16 protein-coding genes are annotated in these 18,111 nt (G+C 72.7%); 9 read left to right on the forward strand and 7 right to left on the reverse strand.

The genetic code is table 11. The features are described 5' to 3' along the window. The first annotated feature begins 8 nt into the window (after window positions 1-8). Entirely contained in the window at window positions 9-737 is a 729-nt protein-coding gene (gene recX / locus ACQP10_RS09810; RefSeq protein ID WP_218911631.1) for a recombination regulator RecX, read from the forward strand. 320 nt (window positions 738-1,057) lie between these two features. Beyond that, window positions 1,058-2,668, forward strand: a complete 1,611-nt coding sequence (gene rny / locus ACQP10_RS09815) for a ribonuclease Y (RefSeq protein WP_386150344.1) — start codon at window positions 1,058-1,060, stop codon at window positions 2,666-2,668. Window positions 2,669-2,856: 188 nt separating this feature from the next. Here the strand turns inward: rny and ACQP10_RS09820 are convergent, their stop codons facing one another. The 5 genes from ACQP10_RS09820 to ACQP10_RS09840 form a co-directional block, all read right to left on the reverse strand. Beyond that, the gene (locus ACQP10_RS09820; RefSeq protein WP_433541244.1) at window positions 2,857-4,737 is read right to left on the reverse strand and encodes a S9 family peptidase; all 1,881 of its coding nucleotides are present in this window, start codon (window positions 4,735-4,737) and stop codon (window positions 2,857-2,859) included. Window positions 4,738-5,031: 294 nt separating this feature from the next. Further along, entirely contained in the window at window positions 5,032-5,982 is a 951-nt protein-coding gene (locus tag ACQP10_RS09825; RefSeq protein ID WP_346020682.1) for an amino acid ABC transporter permease, read from the reverse strand. Further along, window positions 5,979-6,647, reverse strand: a complete 669-nt coding sequence (locus ACQP10_RS09830; RefSeq protein ID WP_346020681.1) for an amino acid ABC transporter permease — start codon at window positions 6,645-6,647, stop codon at window positions 5,979-5,981. The genes ACQP10_RS09825 and ACQP10_RS09830 overlap by 4 nt, the downstream gene beginning before the upstream one ends. Before the next feature lie 80 nt (window positions 6,648-6,727). Next, the gene (locus ACQP10_RS09835; RefSeq protein WP_179818838.1) at window positions 6,728-7,540 is read right to left on the reverse strand and encodes a glutamate ABC transporter substrate-binding protein; all 813 of its coding nucleotides are present in this window, start codon (window positions 7,538-7,540) and stop codon (window positions 6,728-6,730) included. Between the two features lie 42 nt (window positions 7,541-7,582). Continuing rightward, a complete protein-coding gene (locus ACQP10_RS09840) occupies window positions 7,583-8,338 on the reverse strand; it encodes an amino acid ABC transporter ATP-binding protein (RefSeq protein WP_433541245.1) in 756 nt (251 codons plus the stop codon). A 225-nt stretch (window positions 8,339-8,563) separates the two neighbouring features. Here ACQP10_RS09840 and miaB point away from each other — a divergent pair, with 225 nt between their 5' ends. The 3 genes from miaB to ACQP10_RS09855 all read left to right on the forward strand — a co-directional run bounded on the left by miaB (window position 8,564) and on the right by ACQP10_RS09855 (window position 11,858). After that, window positions 8,564-10,081, forward strand: coding sequence for a tRNA (N6-isopentenyl adenosine(37)-C2)-methylthiotransferase MiaB (gene miaB, locus ACQP10_RS09845; protein ID WP_346020680.1), 1,518 nt, complete (start codon window positions 8,564-8,566; stop codon window positions 10,079-10,081). 533 nt (window positions 10,082-10,614) lie between these two features. Continuing rightward, a complete protein-coding gene (locus ACQP10_RS09850; RefSeq protein WP_433541246.1) occupies window positions 10,615-11,136 on the forward strand; it encodes a hypothetical protein in 522 nt (173 codons plus the stop codon). A gap of 44 nt (window positions 11,137-11,180) precedes the next feature. Further along, entirely contained in the window at window positions 11,181-11,858 is a 678-nt protein-coding gene (locus tag ACQP10_RS09855) for a class III extradiol dioxygenase subunit B-like domain-containing protein (RefSeq protein ID WP_346020678.1), read from the forward strand. Here ACQP10_RS09855 and ACQP10_RS09860 read toward each other — a convergent pair. Further along, a complete protein-coding gene (locus ACQP10_RS09860) occupies window positions 11,831-12,778 on the reverse strand; it encodes a ribonuclease Z (protein WP_346020677.1) in 948 nt (315 codons plus the stop codon). The two genes, ACQP10_RS09855 and ACQP10_RS09860, sit on opposite strands and share 28 nt — an antisense overlap. A gap of 19 nt (window positions 12,779-12,797) precedes the next feature. Here ACQP10_RS09860 and ACQP10_RS09865 point away from each other — a divergent pair, with 19 nt between their 5' ends. Further along, window positions 12,798-13,319: a methylated-DNA--[protein]-cysteine S-methyltransferase gene (locus tag ACQP10_RS09865; protein WP_312873059.1), complete on the forward strand. Its 522-nt coding sequence runs from the start codon at window positions 12,798-12,800 to the stop codon at window positions 13,317-13,319. 38 nt (window positions 13,320-13,357) lie between these two features. On the opposite strand, the gene ACQP10_RS09870 is transcribed toward ACQP10_RS09865, so the two are convergent. Then, window positions 13,358-13,678 carry an antitoxin gene (locus ACQP10_RS09870; protein ID WP_346020675.1) on the reverse strand — a complete coding sequence of 107 codons (321 nt, stop codon included), beginning with the start codon at window positions 13,676-13,678 and terminating at the stop codon, window positions 13,358-13,360. A gap of 98 nt (window positions 13,679-13,776) precedes the next feature. Here ACQP10_RS09870 and miaA point away from each other — a divergent pair, with 98 nt between their 5' ends. The 3 genes from miaA to ACQP10_RS09885 all read left to right on the forward strand — a co-directional run bounded on the left by miaA (window position 13,777) and on the right by ACQP10_RS09885 (window position 18,085). Beyond that, a complete protein-coding gene (gene miaA / locus ACQP10_RS09875; RefSeq protein WP_346020674.1) occupies window positions 13,777-14,697 on the forward strand; it encodes a tRNA (adenosine(37)-N6)-dimethylallyltransferase MiaA in 921 nt (306 codons plus the stop codon). Between the two features lie 110 nt (window positions 14,698-14,807). Next, window positions 14,808-15,617: a diaminopimelate epimerase gene (gene dapF, locus ACQP10_RS09880; RefSeq protein ID WP_189244852.1), complete on the forward strand. Its 810-nt coding sequence runs from the start codon at window positions 14,808-14,810 to the stop codon at window positions 15,615-15,617. A 191-nt stretch (window positions 15,618-15,808) separates the two neighbouring features. Next, window positions 15,809-18,085, forward strand: coding sequence for a tetratricopeptide repeat protein (locus ACQP10_RS09885; RefSeq protein WP_346020673.1), 2,277 nt, complete (start codon window positions 15,809-15,811; stop codon window positions 18,083-18,085). Window positions 18,086-18,111: the final 26 nt, after the last annotated feature.

The following is an 18,111-nucleotide window of genomic DNA, read 5'->3' on the forward strand; positions in this document are numbered from 1 at the left end:
ACCGGTCGATGACGACGGGACCGACGGGGCCCGACTCCGGTCCGGCCGGCCAGGCCGGACCGCGGGACTGGGGCGCCTGGCCTGACGTGCCCGAGCCCTCGGGCCCCTCCCGGAAGGGGGGAAGGCGCGAGGGCCGGCGCGGAGGGAGGCGTTCCCGGGGCGCCCCCGACGGACGACTCCCGGACGGGCCGGTCGAGGGTTCCCCGGCGAGCCAGGGACCCGACGCCGACCCGCAGGCGGTGGCGCGTGCCATCTGCCTGCGGCTGCTGACCATGGGGCCGCGCACCCGGGCGCAGCTCGCCGAGGCGTTGCGCAAGCGCGACGTGCCGGACGAGGCGGCCGAGGCGGTGCTCGAACGGTTCTCCGAGGTCGGGCTCATCGATGACGAGGCGTTCGCCGCCGCCTGGGTGAGCTCGCGCCACACCGGGCGGGGGCTGGCCCGCAGGGCGCTCGCCTCGGAGCTCCGGCACCGCGGGGTCGACGAGGACACGGTGAAGGAGGCCGTGGAACAGCTCGACCCCGAGCAGGAGGAGGAGACCGCCCGCAGGCTGGTGGCGCGCAAGCTCTCCGCCACCCGGGGTCTGGATCGTGCCGTCCGGACCCGCAGGCTGGCGGGCATGCTCGCCCGTAAGGGATACGGCCCGGGGCTGGCGTTCCGCGTGGTCCGCGAAGCCCTGGAGAACGAGGAGTCGGACGGCCAGGCCTTCCCCGACGATCTCGATCATCCCTTCGAATAGCCCTCCGTTCCGGGTTCCTTGGTCATCCCTTTGGTGAGCCCTCCGGTTCATGGTGTGCCTTTGCTTGCCCGTTACCTGTTTGCCGCTTAGCCTCGACGACAGTGAGGAGTTACTCCGCGCAGCGCGGATTGTCATAACGGTTGATTACGGGCGAACAAATGCGGCGGATGAGGGCGGACAATGCGCCGGCGTGATCAGCCGGTGTGGAGCGGACCCTCGGTCGGCACCTGCCACGGTGACGACACCGCCTGACTTCTCCGTGCCGTGCGTGTGACCCCTCGCATGCTTGATATCCGCGACGCGAGGAGGGCGGGGCGCGCATGGATCCGATTGTGGTCGTCATACTGACCGGGGCCGTCGCGGTTCTTTCGGTGGTGACGATAGTCGCGCTGATCGTGTTGCTGCGCCGTACCGGTGGCGGGCCGATAGGCCCTTCTCCCGCGCAGATGGCCGAGGTTCAGACCGAACTGGAGGCCGCCCGGCGGGAGGCCGCCGACATCCGCGCCAAGGCGGAGAACGACGCGGGGGAGATCCTGCGCAGGTCCGAGCTGGCCGTCGAGGCGGCCGCGGAGTTGCGCAAGGAGGCCGAGGCGGAGAGCCGGGGCCTGAAGTACGAGATCAAGGAGCTCCGCTCCGACCTGGAGCGCCGGGAGAACCGGCTGGCCGAGCGGGAGCAGCGCCTGGACGAGGAGGCGAGGCGCCAGGCCGAGCGGGCCCGCAAGCTCGCCGAGACCGAGACCGAGCTGGTCGCCCGCCGGGAGGAGCTGGACCGGGTCGCCGAGGAGCGCAGGGCCGTCCTGGAGCGGGTCGCCGGCCTCACCGGCGACGAGGCCAAGACCGAGCTGGTGCGGGAGATCGAGAACCAGGCCAAGCGCGAGGCCGCCCTGATCATCCGGCAGATCGAGGGCGACGCCCGTAAGGAGGGCGAGAAGCGCGCCACCAAGATCGTCACCCTGGCGGTCCAGCGGGTGGCCACCGAGCAGACCGCCGAGTCCGTCGTCAGCGTCCTGCACCTGCCGGGCGACGAGATGAAGGGCCGCATCATCGGCCGCGAGGGCCGCAACATCCGAGCCTTCGAGACGACGACCGGGGTCAACCTCATCATCGACGACACGCCCGAGGCGGTCCTCCTGTCGTGCTTCGACCCGGTCCGCCGGGAGACCGCCCGGCTGACCCTGGAGAAGCTCGTGCTCGACGGGCGCATCCACCCCCAGCGGATCGAGGAGGCGTACGAGCGCAGCAAGGCGGAGGTCCGGGAGCTGTGCGTACGCGCCGGCGAGGACGCCCTGGTGGAGCTGGGCCTCACCGACATGCACCCGGAACTGGTCACCCTGCTCGGCCAGCTCCGCTACCGCACCTCCTACGGCCAGAACGTGCTGGGCCACCTCATCGAGTCGGCCCACATCGCCGGGATCATGGCCGCCGAGCTGCGGCTCGACCCCACGCTGCTCAAGCGCTGCACCGTCCTGCACGACATCGGCAAGGCCCTCACCCACGAGGTCGAGGGCAGCCACGCGCTCATCGGCGCGGAGATCGCCAGACGGTACGGCGAGCACGAGGACGTCGTCCACGCCATCGAGGCCCACCACAACGAGGTGGAGGTCAAGACCGTCGAGGCGGTGCTGACCCAGGCGGCCGACGCCATCAGCGGCGGCCGGCCGGGCGCCCGGCGCGAGTCGCTGGAGGCGTACGTCAAGCGGCTGGAGCGGCTGGAGGAGATCGCCACCTCCTACGACGGCGTCGACAAGGTCTTCGCCATGCAGGCCGGCCGGGAGGTCCGCGTCATGGTGAAGCCCGACGGGGTGGACGACATCCAGGCCCAGGTGATCGCCCGCGACGTGGCCAAGCAGGTGGAGGAGGAGCTCACCTATCCCGGGCAGATCCGCATCACGGTCGTGCGGGAGTCCCGCGCCACCGAGTTCGCACGCTGAACCCGCCCGGCCCACTCTCCCGTCCGTCCCGGCCGGTCCGCGCTCCGGCCCGCGGGACGGCCCTGACGGGGGCCGAACCCGCCGGTCTGTGCCCACCGGTCCGCGGGGTGGCCGGGACGGGCCGGTCCGCGGGACGGCCGGGACGGGCCGGTCCGCGGGACGGCCGGGACGGGCCGGTGCCGGGCCTCTCAGACTCGGAAGATCTGCTGGTAGAAGGCGAGTTCGGTGGCCAGGGCCGCGCTGCGGGTCTCCACGCGGCGGAAACCGTGGGACTCGCCCTCGAAGGTCATGTAGGTGCACGGGACGCCGCGCTCGGCGAGCGCGTCGGCGAACGCCCGCGACTGGGCGGGCGGCACCACCGGATCGGAGAGACCCTGCAGGAGCAGCATCGGGCAGCTCACCCCGGCTACCCGGGCGAGCGGCTCGCGGGAGGCGTACAGGGCGGGGTCCTCCGGGCCGACGAGCCACTCGACGTAGCGGGACTCGAAGTCGTGGGTGGCGGCGACGAGCGGGCCGAGCGCGCTCACCCCGTAGTAGGAGACACCGCCGGCGAACGCGTCGGAGGCACAGCAGGCCGCCATGACGGTCCAGCCGCCCGCGCTGCCGCCCCGGATCGCGATCCGCGCCGGATCGGCCAGCCCCTGAGCCGCCAGCCACCCGGCGGCGGCGATCACGTCCTCGACGTCCACCACCCCCCACTCGCCGCGCAGCCGGTCGCGGTAGGCGCGGCCGTATCCGGTGGAGCCGCCGTAGTTGACGTCGAGCACGCCGATGCCCCGGCTGGTGAAGAACGCCTTCTCCAGTTCGGGTGCGCTCGTGCTGTGCGAGGTGGGGCCGCCGTGGACGGACACGATGTAGGGAGGGGCGCCCTCCCCGCGGCACCGTGGGTTCGACGGCGGGTGGACGAACGCGTGGACCCGCCGGCCGGACCGGCCCTCGATCTCCACGCTCCGCGCGACCGGGAGGTAGGCGGCCTCCGGCGGCTCCTCGGCGTCCTGCCGGAGCTCCTCGGCGCGTCCGGTCGGGAGGTCCAGGCGAACGATCGAGCGGGGCGTCGCCGGGCCGTACCCGATCCCGGCGAGTGAGCGCCCGTCGCGGTCGAGGACCGGGGCCCAGCCGGTGTAGGGCACGTCCAGGTCGGTCAGCGTGCCGTCGGCCGGGTCGAGGACGCCCAGCCGCAGGTCTCCCCGCCCGTGCAGGACCGCGATCCGCCCGTCGTCCAGCACGGCGTAGGGGTGGGCGCCGAGCTGCCACAGCGGCCCGGCGAACTCCTCCTCCGCCGGGTGGAGCGCCTCCGGAGCGGTGCCGTCCAGTGCGATCCGGTAGAGGTTCCACCAGCCCGACCGGTCGGAGACGAGGTACAGGTGGCGGTCGCCGCACCAGCGGGGGGCCAGCACCGACTCGGCGGGCCCGCCGCAGAGCGTCCGCGAGCGGCCGTCCGCCAGGCGGGTGATCCGCAGCTCTGTACCGTTCCACGGCATGCGCGGGTGGTCCCAGCAGATGTAGGCCAGGTGCTCCCCGTCGGGGGAGAGTTCCGGGTAGGCGTAGAAGTCGCTCCCGCCGACGTGCTCGTGCGGCTCGGCGGAGCCGTCCAGCGGGACCGAGACGATCGAACGGCTCACCCGGCCGTCGTCGTGGTGCCGCTCCCGGACGCACCAGACCCGGCCGTCGCGGACGGTCATGTCCGCGTAGCGGAGCGCCGCGTCCCGGTCGGGCTCCGGCGTGATCGGACAGGGCTCGCCGTCCGCGAGCACCAGGTGAAGGCGCTGGTCGGCGAGGTTGGCGAACACCACGCCGCCGCCGGGGACGACCGCGTAGGAGCGTCCGCCGTACTCGTGGACGCGGGTCCGGGCGCTCCACGGCGCGGCCAGCAGTTCGTGGAGCGCGCCGTCGGGGTCGCGCCGCATGATCGTGGTCCGCCCGCCCTCGGCGGGGCGGTCCTCGGTCCACCACACCTGCCCGCCGGCCACCGTCGGGTACGCCGGGCGCGGCCCGGACCGGGCCACCTCGGCGGTGGATATCGGCGAAGGCCAGGTGGCGTACGGCAGAACGGCCTGCTCGGGGGACATGACGTCATCCTGCCCGATAACTCGGCGCGTGTCGTCCATATGGCCCCCATCCCGCGCGGGCGTCGGACCCCGGCCCCCCGGCACGGCGCCGCGACCCCGGTACGGCCGGCACGACCCCGGTACGGCACCGCGACCCCGGTACGGCCGAAACGATCCGGTACGGCCGGCACGACCCGGTACGGCTTCCGGACGGTTCCGGGAAACGGTGGAGGGCGGTCACCGCGAGTCGCGGTGACCGCCCTCGGAAAGGCCGGTCGCGGGCGCCGCCGTACCGGCGTCCGGGGAAAGCCGGGGCTAGTCGTCCCCGGTGGCCACGCCGCCCGGCGCGCCGGGGGCGGCGACGGAGTCGGCCGGGGCGACCGGCCGGGCGGCCGTCCTGCGGCTGCGGCGGCTGCGCCGCTCCAGCCACGTGGCCAGGGCGCCGACGATCAGGTTGATGATGATGTAGACGACCGCGATGACCATCACCGCGGGGATGATGTTGTTGAAGTTGGACGGCAGCACCCGCGCGCCCGCGTTCAGCAGGTCCTCGAAGGAGACGATGAAGCCCAGGGCCGTGTCCTTCAGCAGCACGACGAGCTGCGCCACGATCGCCGGCATCATGGCCGTGACCGCCTGCGGAAGCAGGATCATCCGCATGACCTGCCCCTTGCGCAGCCCGATCGCCAGCGCCGCCTCCGACTGGCCGCGCGGCACGGACAGGATGCCGGACCGCACGATCTCCGCCAGCACCGACCCGTTGTAGAGGACCAGGCCGGTCACCACGGCCGTGAACGGGGTCACGGTCAGCCCGAAGACCGCGCTTCCGCCGTACATCACCGCGAAGATCATCATCAGCAGCGGGATCGCCCGGAAGAACTCGACCACGGCACCCGCGGGAACGCGGATCCAGGAGTGCTCGGACAGCCGGGCGATGCCGAACACGAAGCCGAACGGCACGGCGATCACCGCGGCGACCAGCGCGGCGCTGAGGGTGTTCAGCAGGCCGGGGAGGATGAGGTTGACCCACACGTCGCCCCGGAGGAAGGGGGTCCACAGGGCCGCGTCGAGCTGTTTCTTCTCGTCGAGCTTCGTGATCAACGCGTAGACGGCGAACAGCGCGACGAGGACCACCAGGACCGTCAGCACGGTGTTCCGCAGCCGCGCCTTCGGCCCGGGCACGTCGTACAGGACGCTGGCCCGCTCGGCGGGGCGGGTCCGCTCGCGCGCCGGCTTGGGTTCCGCGGTCAGGGTGGTGCTGGTCATCGGATCACCGCCAGTCGCTTGGACAGCCAGGTGAACAGCAGTCCGGTGGGCAGGGTCAGGACCAGGAACGCCACCGCGAACCCGAAGAAGATCGGCACGACCGCGTCGCCGTGCGACTCGAACAGCGTCTTCATGGTCAGCGACGCCTCACCGACGCCGATGGCGGCGGCGACCGTGGTGTTCTTGATCAGCGCGATCAGGATGCTGCCCAGCGGAGCGACCACCGACCGCAGCGCCTGGGGCAGCACGATCAGCCGCAGGTTCTGCATGAAGGTCAGGCCGATGGCCCGGGCCGCCTCCGCCTGGCCGACCGGCACGGTGTTGATCCCGGCCCTGATCGCCTCGCAGACGAACGCCGCCGTGTAGGCCGACAGGCCGATGATCGACAGCCAGAGGTAGTTGGTGGACAGGCTCGTGGAGAACGAGACGTCCAGGACCAGCCCCAGGCCCAGGCCGCAGAACACGATCACCAGGGTCAGCGGGGTGTTCCGCACGATGTTGACGTACGCCGTGCCGATCGTCCGCAGTACGGGCAGCGGGCTGACCCGCATCGCGGCGAGGATCGTCCCGAGCACGAGCGCCATGAACCCGCTGGCCAACGTGAGCCGTATCGTCAGCCAGAAGGCTTCCCTGATGGCCGGGAATTCGTCGATGAGTGCCTGCACTCGTCCCTCCAATGGCCGTCGGCCGGGGCGCGTGGACGCCCCGGCCGACTCATGGCCGATCAGTGTCGATCAGTGCCCGGTCAGTACCGCTCCACGGTCGGCGGGTTCGCGAAGAACTTGCCGAACTCGCCGAAGTTGGCGTCGACGGCCTTCTTCCAGCTGCCGTCCTGGAACATCTTCTCGATCGCCTTGTTGAGCTTCTCGCGGGTGTCCTTGTCGTCCATCTTGACGCCGACGCCGTACTTCTCCTCGGAGAAGGGCTTGCCGACGAGGCGGAACTTGCCGGGCGACTGGGCGGCGAACCCGGCGAGGATCGTCGCGTCGGTGGAGATCGCGTCCACCTGCTTGTTCTCCAGCAGCGGCAGGCAGGCGCCGTAGCCCTGCTGCTCGGTGAGGTACTGGCCCTTCCAGGCGTCGCCGAACTTCTCGACCAGGCGCGCGGGCGAGGACGAGCCCTGGGCGCCGCAGACCTTCTTGGCCTTCAGGTCCTCCACGCTGTTGATCGACGTGTCGTCCGCGCGGGTCAGGATGTCCTGGCCGGTCACCAGGTAGGGGCCGGCGAAGCCGACCTTCTTCTTGCGGTCGTCGGTGATCGAGTAAGTGGCGATCACGATCTTGACCTGGCCCTGCTGGATGAACGACTCGCGGTTGGCCGAGATGGCCTCCTTGAACTCCACCTTGTCGTCGGCGTAGCCGAGCTCCTTGGCGAGGTACTTCGCCACGTCGACGTCGAAGCCCTTGAACGAGCCGTCGGGCTGCTTCTGGCCGAGGCCGGGCTGGTCGAACTTGATGCCCACGACGAACTTGTCGTCACCGCCGCCGCTGCACGCGGTCAGGCCGGCCGCCATCGCCGCCGCCGCGAGCACCACGGCTCCAACACGACGTACACGCATACTGCTACCTCGTCTTTCGTTAAAAAAGGGGGGTCAGAGCCGTCAGTGCGTAAGGATCTTGGAGAGGAAGTCCTTGGCGCGCTCGGTCCGGGGAGCGGTGAAGAACTCGTCGGGGGCGTTCTCCTCGACGATCTGGCCGTCGGCCATGAACACCACCCGGTCGGCCGCGCGGCGGGCGAACCCCATCTCGTGGGTGACGACCACCATCGTCATGCCCTCGGCGGCGAGCCGCACCATGACGTCGAGCACCTCCTGGACCATCTCGGGGTCCAGCGCGGACGTCGGCTCGTCGAAGAGGATCATCTTGGGGTCCATGGCGAGGGCGCGGGCGATGGCCACCCGCTGCTGCTGGCCGCCGGAGAGCTGCGCCGGGTACTTCGACGCCTGCGCGCCGATCCCGACCCGTTCCAGCAGCTCCATGCCCCGGCGCTCGGCCTCGGCCCTGGCGACGCCCCGCACCTTGATCGGCCCCAGCGTGACGTTCTCGAGGATCGTCTTGTGCGCGAACAGGTTGAAGGACTGGAACACCATGCCGACCTCCGACCGCAGCCGGGCCAGGGCCTTGCCCTCGGCCGCGAGCGGCTGCCCGTCGAAGGTGATCGTTCCCCCGTCGATGGTCTCCAGCCGGTTGATCGCCCGGCACAGAGTCGACTTGCCGCTGCCCGAGGGGCCGATGACGACCACGACCTCGCCGCGGGAGATGGTCAGGTTGATGTCGTGCAGGACGTGAAGGCTGCCGAAATGTTTGTTCACGTCCTTGAGCACGACAAGAGGAGTCGCGTCCCCGTTCTCCGTCATGGAGCACAACGTAAAGCCGTGAAGGGCACCTCGGGCTAACCCTGCGGTACCAATAAGGTCACGACCTGGAGATATGCCATGAAATAGGGATGAATTCGTGTCAGGACCGTTCCGGAGTGTCAGATTCGCGCGAGAACCGCCGGGTCGGGTGCCGGTTCGCATGGTCCGGTCAGCCCGGCGGCCGTACCGGGGGGCCGCGCGGAGCGCCTACCCTTGTCTGTTGAGATGACTGCCACCGTGGAGAGCACCCGCACGTACGAGGTCCGTACCTACGGGTGCCAGATGAACGTGCACGACTCCGAGCGCCTGTCGGGCCTTCTCGAAGACGCCGGATACGTCCCGGTGCCCGAGGGGGAGACGGCCGACGTGGTCGTGTTCAACACCTGCGCCGTCCGGGAGAACGCCGACAACCGCCTTTACGGCAACCTCGGCCACCTGCGCCCGACGAAGGTGAGCAGGCCCGGCATGCAGATCGCCGTGGGCGGCTGCCTGGCCCAGAAGGACCAGGGGGAGATCGTCCGCAGGGCGCCCTGGGTGGACGTGGTGTTCGGCACCCACAACATCGGCTCGCTGCCGGTGCTGCTGGAGCGGGCCCGCGTCCAGCAGGAGGCGCAGGTCGAGATCAAGGAGTCGCTGGAGACCTTCCCCAGCACGCTGCCCACCAAGCGGGAGTCCGCCTACGCCGCCTGGGTGTCGGTCTCGGTCGGCTGCAACAACACCTGCACGTTCTGCATCGTGCCGTCGCTGCGCGGCAAGGAGAAGGACCGCCGCCCCGGCGACGTCCTCAACGAGGTGCGCACCCTGGTCGACCAGGGGGTCCTGGAGATCACGCTCCTCGGCCAGAACGTCAACACCTACGGCGTGGAGTTCGGCGACCGCTTCGCCTTCGGCAAGCTGCTGCGCGCCTGCGGTGACGTCGACGGGCTGGAGCGGGTCCGCTTCACCAGCCCGCACCCGGCCGCCTTCACCGACGACGTCATCGCCGCGATGGCCGAGACGCCCAACGTGATGCACCAGCTCCACATGCCGCTGCAGTCGGGCTCCGACCGCGTCCTGAAGGCGATGCGCCGCTCCTACCGCGCCGAGCGCTACCTCGGCATCATCGAGCGGGTCCGCGCGGCCATGCCGGACGCGGCCATCTCCACCGACATCATCGTGGGCTTCCCCGGCGAGACCGAGGAGGACTTCCAGGCCACCCTCGACGTCGTGCGCGCCTCGCGCTTCGCCAACGCCTTCACCTTCCAGTACTCCATCCGGCCCGGCACGCCCGCCGCCACCATGGACGACCAGATTCCCAAGGAGGTCGTGCAGGAGCGCTACGAGCGCCTCGTCGCCCTGCAGACCGAGATCTCCTGGGAGGAGAACAAGAAGCAGGTCGGCCGGACTCTCGAGGTGCTGGTGGCCGAGGGCGAGGGCCGCAAGGACGAGGCGACCCACCGCCTGTCCGGCCGCGCCCCCGACAACCGCCTGGTGCACTTCACGCCGAGCGCCCGGGACGGCGACGCCGCCGGGACGCCGCGCCCCGGCGACATGGTCACCGTCGAGATCACCTACGCGGCGCCGCACCACCTGGTCGCCGACGGCCCGATGCTGGGCCTGCGCCGTACCCGCGCGGGCGACGCCTGGGAGGCCAGGCAGGCCGCTCCGGCCGCCTCCGGCGGCGGCGTCCTGCTCGGCATGCCGGCGATCGGCCGGCCCGCCCCGCTGCCGCAGGAGGCGCAGGGCTGCTCCGTCCGCTCCTGATCCGCACGATTTCTCCGGCCGGCGTCCTGGCGTTCCCGGTCCCGCGCGCCCGGCGCGGGACCGCCCGCCGAACCGCCGGTCGAAGCGGTTTTCCGGGGTGACGCCGGGACGCCTCCGGCCGCCGCGACCCCGCCGGGTCCCGTCGATGACAAGTCGTGATTCCGTTGTGATCGGTGTGCGATCACACCTTTCCTGTGGCTAGTGTGGTTCGGCGCCCGCGGAAGCCGTGGAGGTTTCCCCCCGATAACCGCAGGGAGTTGTTCCGAATGCGCGTCCCCTCATCTCCGGGTCACCCTCAACAGCCCGGAGATCATGTCCCCTCGTCTCCGGGTCACCCTCAACAGCCCGGAGACCCCGTTTCCTCGTCTCCGGGCCATCCCCGACAGCCCGGAGACCCCGTTCCCTTCTCGCCGGATCACCCCCGGCGGCTCGGGGAGACCGAGATCCTCGCCGGTCCCGCCGGTGAGCCTTCCCCCGCCGGTGATCCCACCGGCAAGCCCGCCCCCACCCGCAGGCGGAAGCGCGGTCCGGCCATGACCGTCGCCTCCGCCGTCGCCGGGGTGGCGGTGGCCGCCGTCGTGGGCGGCGGCATCGTCTTCGCCGTCGCCGGTGGCGACGACCCCGCCGGCCCGTCGGCGCCGAAGGGCACCGGAACCAGCCAGGAGGCCCGGCAGGATCCGGCCTCCGGTGAGTCCGGGACCCGGTCCGAAGACGCCTCTTCGGACGGATCCGCCGAGTCCGGCGGGTCGGACGAGTCCGCCGAAGTCGGTGACTTCGGCGGATCGAGCGGCTACGACGGGTCGGGCGCCGAGGGCGCCGGCGGCGGCGACGGCGCAGCCGCGAGCGGCTCGCAGAGCGGCTCCGGCTCCTCGACCGGCAAGACGGCGAACGGCAAGACGACGACCGGAAAGACGACGAACGGCAAGACGGACTCGTCCACACCGGCCAAGGAGCACCAGAGCGGCACCGGGCAGCCCTCGAGCGAGGACGGCCTCACCGACCCCCGCTCGGACGGCCCTCCCGGCTCCGTCCCTCCGCTGTCTCCCACCCGCTGACGATCGGCGGCGGCGTCAGGCACGCGATCCCTTAGTCTGGCCGGGTGCTTGTCGCCGCCGCCGTGTGTCCTCACCCGCCGTTGCTGGTCCCCGAGCTCGCCGGCGCGGCGAGCCCCGAGCTCGACGACCTCCGTGCGGCCTGCGTAGCCGCGCTGGGCGCGCTGCGCGACTCCCGCCCCGACCGGATCGTGGTGGTCGGCGGGGCGGATCAGGCCGGCGACCACGGGGCCGACGCCTCCGGGAGCCTCGCGCCCTGGGGCGCCGGCGTCCGGACCGGGGAGGGAGAGCCGGTCCTGCCCCTCTCCCTGACGATCGGGCGCTGGCTGCTCGACCGGGCGGGAATGGCCGCCTCGGCCTTCCACGCGGTGCCGTTCGACGCCTCGGCGGCGGAGTGCGCCGCGCTCGGCGCGCGGCTGGCGGGCGGGCCCGGCCGGGTGGCGATGCTCGTCATGGCCGACGGCTCGGCCCGCCTGACGGAGAAGTCCCCCGGATACCTCGACCCCCGCGCCGAGCCGTACGAGGCCGCGATCGTCGGCGCGCTGGCCCGGGGCGCGGCCGCGGAACTCGCGGCGCTCGATCCGGACGAGGCCGCCGGGCTGCAGGTGGCCGGCCGCGCCGCCCTCCAGGTCCTCGCCGGGGCGGGCGGCGCGCTGAACGGCGAGGTGCTCCACCACGCCGCCCCCTACGGCGTCGGCTACTTCGTCGTCCGCTGGACCGGATGATCGCGGCGCGGGACCGGGACGCGCATCAGGTCGTGGGCGAGCACCACCTCGCCGTCGAAGGCCAGGCGCGCCTCCTCCGTGAAGCGGGGCTCGTCGGCGGCGTCGTAGCGTTCGGAGACGTGGGTCAGCACCAGGCGGCGCACCCCGGACTCGGCGGCGACCCGGCCGGCCTGGGCCGCGGTCAGGTGACCGTACCGCGCGGCGAGGTCCGACTCCGTGGACAGGAACGTGGACTCGATCACCAGCAGGTCCACGCCCTCGGCGAGCGCGAAGACGCCGTCGCACAGCGCGGTGTCCATGACGAACGCCGCGCTCTGGCCGGGACGGGGCTCGCTGCACTCGGAGAGGAGCACGACCGACCCGTCCGGGGCCCGCACCGAGCCCTCGCGCTGGAGCTCGCCGATCGCCGGGCCCTGGACGCCGCGCTCGGCGAGCCGCCCGGGAAGCATCCGCCGGCCGTCCGGCTCGTCGAGGCGGTAGCCGTAGGACTCGACGGGGTGGGAGAGCGGCCGGGCGGTGAGGGTCACCGGCCCGGCGTCGAAGGACGGCGCCGGACCCGAGAACGGGCACTCCTCGATCACCGAGGTGTCGGCGAAGACGCTGGCGTGGCGCAGCCGCCGCCAGTAGGTCTCGCCGCTCGCCGGGTAGGCCGCCCGCACCCGGTGGGTGACGCCGTCCCTGGCGATGCGCTGGACGACGCCCGGGACCCCCAGGCAGTGGTCGCCGTGGAAGTGGGTGACGCAGATCCAGGTGACGTCGTGGGAGCCGACGCCCGCCCGGATCATCTGGCGCTGGGTACCCTCTCCGGGATCGAACAGGAACCCCTCACCATCCCATCTCAGGAGATATCCGTTGTGGTTACGGTGGCGGGTGGGGACCGCGCTTGAGGTGCCGAGGACGACGAGTTCGCGAAGGGACACGGTGCACATGGTAGGAACGGTGGCGTTCGGAAGCGTCCCGACCCCGCTGGGGGACATGCTGGCCGCCGTCACCGAGGACGGGGTGGCGGGTGTCGGCTGGAGCCACGGCCGCGAGGAGAGGCTTCGGGAACGGCTGCTCGCCCGCCTGGGGCTGGCCGAGGTCGGCGACCCCGCGCGCACGGCGCCGGTGCTGGACGAGCTGGCCCGCTACTACGCGGGGGAGCTGCGGGTGTTCGGGTCGCCGGTGGACTGGCGGCTGACCACGCCGGTGCAGCGCAGGGTGCTGGGCACCCTGTACGAGACGGTCGGGTACGGCGAGGCCGTGACCTACGGCGAGCTCGCCGCCCGCAGCGGGACGGGCGTCCCCGCGCGGGCCATCGGCTCGATCATGGGCGCCAACCCGATCCCCGTCATCGTCCCCTGCCACCGGGTCGTCGCCGGGAACGGCCTGGGCGGCTTCAGCGGCGGCGAGGGCGTGGAGTCCAAGCGGTGGCTGCTGACCCTGGAGGGCTACCTGCAGCCGATGCTCGACTGGGGCTGACCTCCGGCCGGGCCGGCCGGGGAAGCCGGCCCGGGACCCTAAGGAGCCGGCGGCGTCCCGGGACGGCCGGGGGCCGGCGGCGCGTCGGTGTCGGCCTCGGGCCGGCCGGGCGACGTGCCGTGCTCGCCGTATCCCGCGGCGGTGCCCGCCTCGCCGTACCCGCCGGTCCGGCCGGGCTCGCCGGGCCGGGCGGTCATCCTCTCGGCCGCCTTCCGGGCCTTCTGCGCCGCGAGGTTGATCTTGTCGTCGTACTTGCCGTGGCTCTTCTGCTTGGCGATCCGCTCGGCCCTGTCGATGCCCTTCCTGGCGAACTCCCCGGCCCGTGGGTTGCTCCGCAGCATCTCCCTCAGCTTCTCCATGATCGACATGGCTGTGCCCCCGTTCGACGTGACCTGAGGTCAACCGGATGCATACCCAGCGGGCTCACCCATACCCGGGGGGTTGACACACTTGTCCCGTGCGTCAGCTACCAGTCATCGCCGTCGTCGGCCCCACGGCGGCCGGAAAGTCGGATCTCGCCGTCGACCTCGCCCTCCGGCTGGGCGGTGAGGTGATCAACACCGACTCCATGCAGCTGTACCGGGGCATGGACATCGGTACGGCGAAACTGACCCCGGCGGAGCGGCGCGGGGTCCCCCACCACCTGCTCGACGTCTGGGACGTCACCGAGACCGCGAGCGTGGCCGAGTACCAGGCGATGGCCCGGCCGCTGATCGAGGAGCTGCGGGCGAAGGGGACCGTGCCGATCCTGGCGGGCGGGTCAGGGCTGTACGTGCGGGCCGCCCTCGACGACCTGGAGTTCCCCGGCACCGACCCGGAGGTCCGCGCCCGCCTGGAAGCAGAGCTGGAGCGCCTCGGCCCGGCCCCGCTGTACGAGCGGCTGCGCGAGCGCGACCCGAAGGCGGCCGGGGCGATCCTGCCGGGCAACGGCCGCAGGATCGTCCGCGCGCTGGAGGTCATCGAGATCTCCGGGCGTCCCTTCTCGGCCACGATGCCCTCCTACGACGCCGTCTACGACAGCGTGCAGATCGGCGTCGAGGTGCCGAGGGACGTGCTGGACGAGCGGGTGGCGCTGCGCGTGGAGCGCATGTGGGAGGCCGGGCTGGTGGACGAGGTGCGGTCGCTGCTGCGGCGCGGCCTGGCCGAGGGCCGTACGGCGAGCCGCGCGCTGGGCTACGCCCAGGTGCTCCGCTTCCTCGACGGCGAGTGGACCGAGGAGCAGGCGAAGGCGGAGACGATCCGGGCGACCCGCAGGTTCGTCCGGCGCCAGGAGTCGTGGTTCCGCCGCGACCCGCGGGTGGTGTGGCTCCCGCAGGAGGACCCCGCCCTGCTCGGCCGCGCGCTGGCCGTGGTGGAGGGCGCCGCGCCGGCGAGGTGACCTCCGGGGCCTGCCCGCGATCCGGTCGGGTCAGCCCGGGGACGCTCGCGATCGGTCCGGGGCGGGTCCGCGATTCTCCTCCCGATCCGCGGCGTGCCTACAGTTGGGACATGCGATTCGTGAAGGGCCACGGCACCGAGAACGACTTTGTGATCCTCCCCGACCCCGACGGCGAGCTGGAGCTGTCGGCGGCGAGGGTGGCCGCGCTGTGCGACCGGCGCGCCGGGATCGGCGCCGACGGTGTGCTGCGCGTGACGCGGACGAAGCTCAGCCCGGAGGTGGCCGACCAGGCCGGCGAGGCCGAGTGGTTCATGGACTACCGCAACGCCGACGGCGGCGTCGCGGAGATGTGCGGCAACGGGACGCGTGTCTTCGCCCGCTACCTGGTCGAGTCGGGGCTAGCGGACGAGGGCGAGTTCGGCGTGGCGACCCGCGCCGGGGTCAAACGCGTACGGCTGGCCCGCGGCGGCGGCGACGTGAGCGTGGACATGGGCGCGCCCCGGGTGCTGGGGGAGAGCCGGGCGGTCGTGGGGGGCCGCGAGTACGAGGGTGTCCGCGTCGACATGGGCAACCCGCACCTGGCCTGCGTGATCGGCGACCCGGTGGCCGGGCTCGACCTGACCCGGCAGCCCGCGTTCGACCCCGAGGTGTTCCCACACGGGGTGAACGTCGAGCTGCTCAACGCGGTGGGCCCGCGCCGGGTCGTGATGCGGGTCCACGAGAGGGGTGTGGGCGAGACGCGGTCGTGCGGGACCGGCACCGTGGCCTCGGCGGTGGCGGCCGCGCGGCTGGCGGGGGAGACCACCGGCACCTGGGAGGTGGAGGTCCCCGGCGGCACCCTCACCGTCACCCTCGACGAGCACACCAGCCACCTCGCGGGACCCGCGGTGCTGGTCGCCTCGGGGGAGATCCTCATCTGACGGCGGGCCGGACGGCGGACGGGGCACGACCGGGCCGGACGGCGGACGGGGCACGACCGGATCGGCCGGAGGAGAGGACACGACCGGGCCGGGTGGCGAAAGGGGCACGACCGGACCGGCCGGGGCATCGGACCCGGTGAGATGGTCAAGTCGTTTGGGGCATGGTCGCCGACCTGGCAGACTGACGTCCCATGGACGTGGACATCTGGTCCTGGGTCGGCGACACCCAGCGGCAACTGCACGAAGACGGGAACACCGGCCTGGCGATGGCGATCGGCGACGTGCCCGCCCAGGCACTGGAGGGCCGGTACGCGCAGCTCGACGTGCTCGCGCCGGCCATCGCCCAGCAGGCGGGAACCATGGGGCAGCCCTGGCTCGAGTTCTACGCCCGTTACTGGCACCTGGTCGGCCGGATCGGTGACCGCGCCCAGGGCGCGGTCGCCCTCGCCGACGCCGAGGCGCTGGCCGAGTTCGCCCGGCGCGAGGACGTCCGCGACTGCCCGGCGGCCCCCGGAGCCGTCATCGCGCTGGCCGTCACGCAGGCGAACACCGACGGCCCCGGCTACGCCGCCGAGCGGCTCGCGTCCCTGGGCGCCCTCGACGTCGCGCCCGCCTCCCCGGCCTTCGCCGCCGTGGCCGAGCAGCACGCCGCGGCCCTGATCGACGCCGGCCGCCCGGTGGAGGCGGTCGCCCACGCCGAGGCCGCCGTGGCGGCGCTGCGCGAGGCCGGCCGCGAGGCGAGCTGGGAGCTGGGGGCCGCCTCGGCCCGCGCGCTGCTGGCCGCCGGGCGTCCGGAGGACGCGCTGACCGCACTGGACGCCGCGACCGACTTCAAGCCCGACGACCCGGTGGCCAAGGCGCACCGCGAGGGCGTGCTGCGGGCGTTCACGCTCGCCACGCTCGACAGGGCGCCGGAGGCCGTCGAGGCGCTGCCCGACCTCGACGTGGTGGCCGACCACCCGCGGGTGTGGCTGGAGTGGGCGCGGGCCATCCGCCTCCTCTCCGGCTCGGAGCAGATCACCAACAGCTGGCAGCTCGGCCGGGTGCTCAAGCAGTGGATCGACTACTTCGCCATGATGGGCGGCCACCGCGCCCGGGTCGACCTCGCGATCATCGCCGGTCACCTGGCCGTCGCCCGGCAGGGCGCCTGGCAGGCCCGGCTGCTCGCCGACCTCGCCGGATCCGCGGCCGGCGAGCTGCGCGAGTCCGGTGACGTCGCCGGACGGGTCGCCGAGCTGCGCGCCGCCGCCGACGCGGCCACCCCGGTCCCGGCCCCCGGCCCCGAGGCCGAACTGGTCGCCTACTTCGACGCCGCTGACGGCTTCAACGCCGACCCCGAGCGCTGGGCGGGCTGGCTGGCCCCGCTGGCCGGGCGTGACCTGGAGGCCACCCGGCGGCAGACCACCACGATGGGCTTCCTCGGCTACCCCTCCCAGGGCGCCGACACCTACTGGACCCTCCTGGTCGAGTCCGGCGACGTCGCGGCGGCCGACCCGCAGGACATCGCCTACATCACCGGCCTGCTGGTCGAGGCCCGCCAGGACGAGCGGCTGGAGCAGCTGGCCGAGATGCTGCCCGCCGCGCAGCGCCACCTGGCCCTGGGCCGCCTGCACCGGGCGCGGGAGCGCTGGGAGCAGGCCGCGACCGAGGCCGAGGCGGCGGTGACCGCCGGCGCGGGCATCGAGGCGAGGCGGCTGTGGGCCGGCGCCGTGCAGCAGTCCGGCGACAACGCCAAGGGCGCCGTGATCCTGAAGGAGATCATCGACTCCGACGAGGCCGAGGCCGAGGACGTCTGGCGGATGATCACCATGGCGACGGCCGCCGAGGACTGGGAGACGGTACGGCTGGGCGCCGCCAAGGTCGGCATGCCGCTGCAGTCGACCGAGGGGCCGATCGAGGAGGAGCTGGGCCTGGTGCGCGTCATCCTCCCCGCGCCCGACGGCAGCCAGCGGGCGGTCATCAGCCTGCGCACCGGCCCGGCCACGGCCCGGCTGGCCATCCCGCAGCCCCCCGGCATGGACTACAACGCCGGTGACCTCGTCGTCTTCGACCCGCAGCTGCTGGAGCCGATCCCGGAGAAGCCGGAGGAGCAGGAGAGCTTCATCCCGCCGTTCGCGGCGGTCAGCATGCTCCGTCCCGGCGGCTACACGAGCTGGTTCTTCGACGGCGCGGCCCCGAGCGAGGCCGACTGGGCCGAGTTCAATGAGGTCCTGGCCGAGCGCGGCTGGCCGATGTGGGTCTACAGCGACGAGAACTACACCGTGACCAACCCGGCCAACGGCGAGCGGGTCCCCGGGGTGTTCGGCTGGATCGCGGTGCCGCCGAACGTGACCCCGGTCGAGGTGGACGCCCTGCTCGACGACGCCACCGAGCGCTGGGTCCACCCGCTGGCCTGGCTCGACCTGGCCAGGTCGATCGGCGTCGAGGTGGAGCGGCACGAGCGCATCGTCAAGGAGTACGGCCTGTAGGAGGCCGAAGCCGCGGGGCCGGAGTC

The organism is Streptosporangium sandarakinum, from assembly GCF_050942225.1.
Taxonomy (GTDB): Bacteria; Actinomycetota; Actinomycetes; order Streptosporangiales; family Streptosporangiaceae; genus Streptosporangium; species Streptosporangium nondiastaticum.

Excerpts from the sequence above, each read along its gene's own strand:
- miaB (WP_346020680.1), top strand. The coding sequence starts at position 8,564 with ATGACTGCCACCGTGGAGAGCACCCGCACGTACGAGGTCCGTACCTAC.
- recX (WP_218911631.1), top strand. The coding sequence starts at position 9 with ATGACGACGGGACCGACGGGGCCCGACTCCGGTCCGGCCGGCCAGGCC.
- ACQP10_RS09840 (WP_433541245.1), bottom strand. The coding sequence starts at position 8,338 with ATGACGGAGAACGGGGACGCGACTCCTCTTGTCGTGCTCAAGGACGTG.
- ACQP10_RS09820 (WP_433541244.1), bottom strand. The coding sequence starts at position 4,737 with ATGTCCCCCGAGCAGGCCGTTCTGCCGTACGCCACCTGGCCTTCGCCG.
- ACQP10_RS09885 (WP_346020673.1), top strand. The coding sequence starts at position 15,809 with ATGGACGTGGACATCTGGTCCTGGGTCGGCGACACCCAGCGGCAACTG.
- ACQP10_RS09850 (WP_433541246.1), top strand. The coding sequence starts at position 10,615 with ATGACCGTCGCCTCCGCCGTCGCCGGGGTGGCGGTGGCCGCCGTCGTG.
- dapF (WP_189244852.1), top strand. The coding sequence starts at position 14,808 with ATGCGATTCGTGAAGGGCCACGGCACCGAGAACGACTTTGTGATCCTC.
- ACQP10_RS09870 (WP_346020675.1), bottom strand. The coding sequence starts at position 13,678 with ATGGAGAAGCTGAGGGAGATGCTGCGGAGCAACCCACGGGCCGGGGAG.
- rny (WP_386150344.1), top strand. The coding sequence starts at position 1,058 with ATGGATCCGATTGTGGTCGTCATACTGACCGGGGCCGTCGCGGTTCTT.
- ACQP10_RS09835 (WP_179818838.1), bottom strand. The coding sequence starts at position 7,540 with ATGCGTGTACGTCGTGTTGGAGCCGTGGTGCTCGCGGCGGCGGCGATG.
- ACQP10_RS09825 (WP_346020682.1), bottom strand. The coding sequence starts at position 5,982 with ATGACCAGCACCACCCTGACCGCGGAACCCAAGCCGGCGCGCGAGCGG.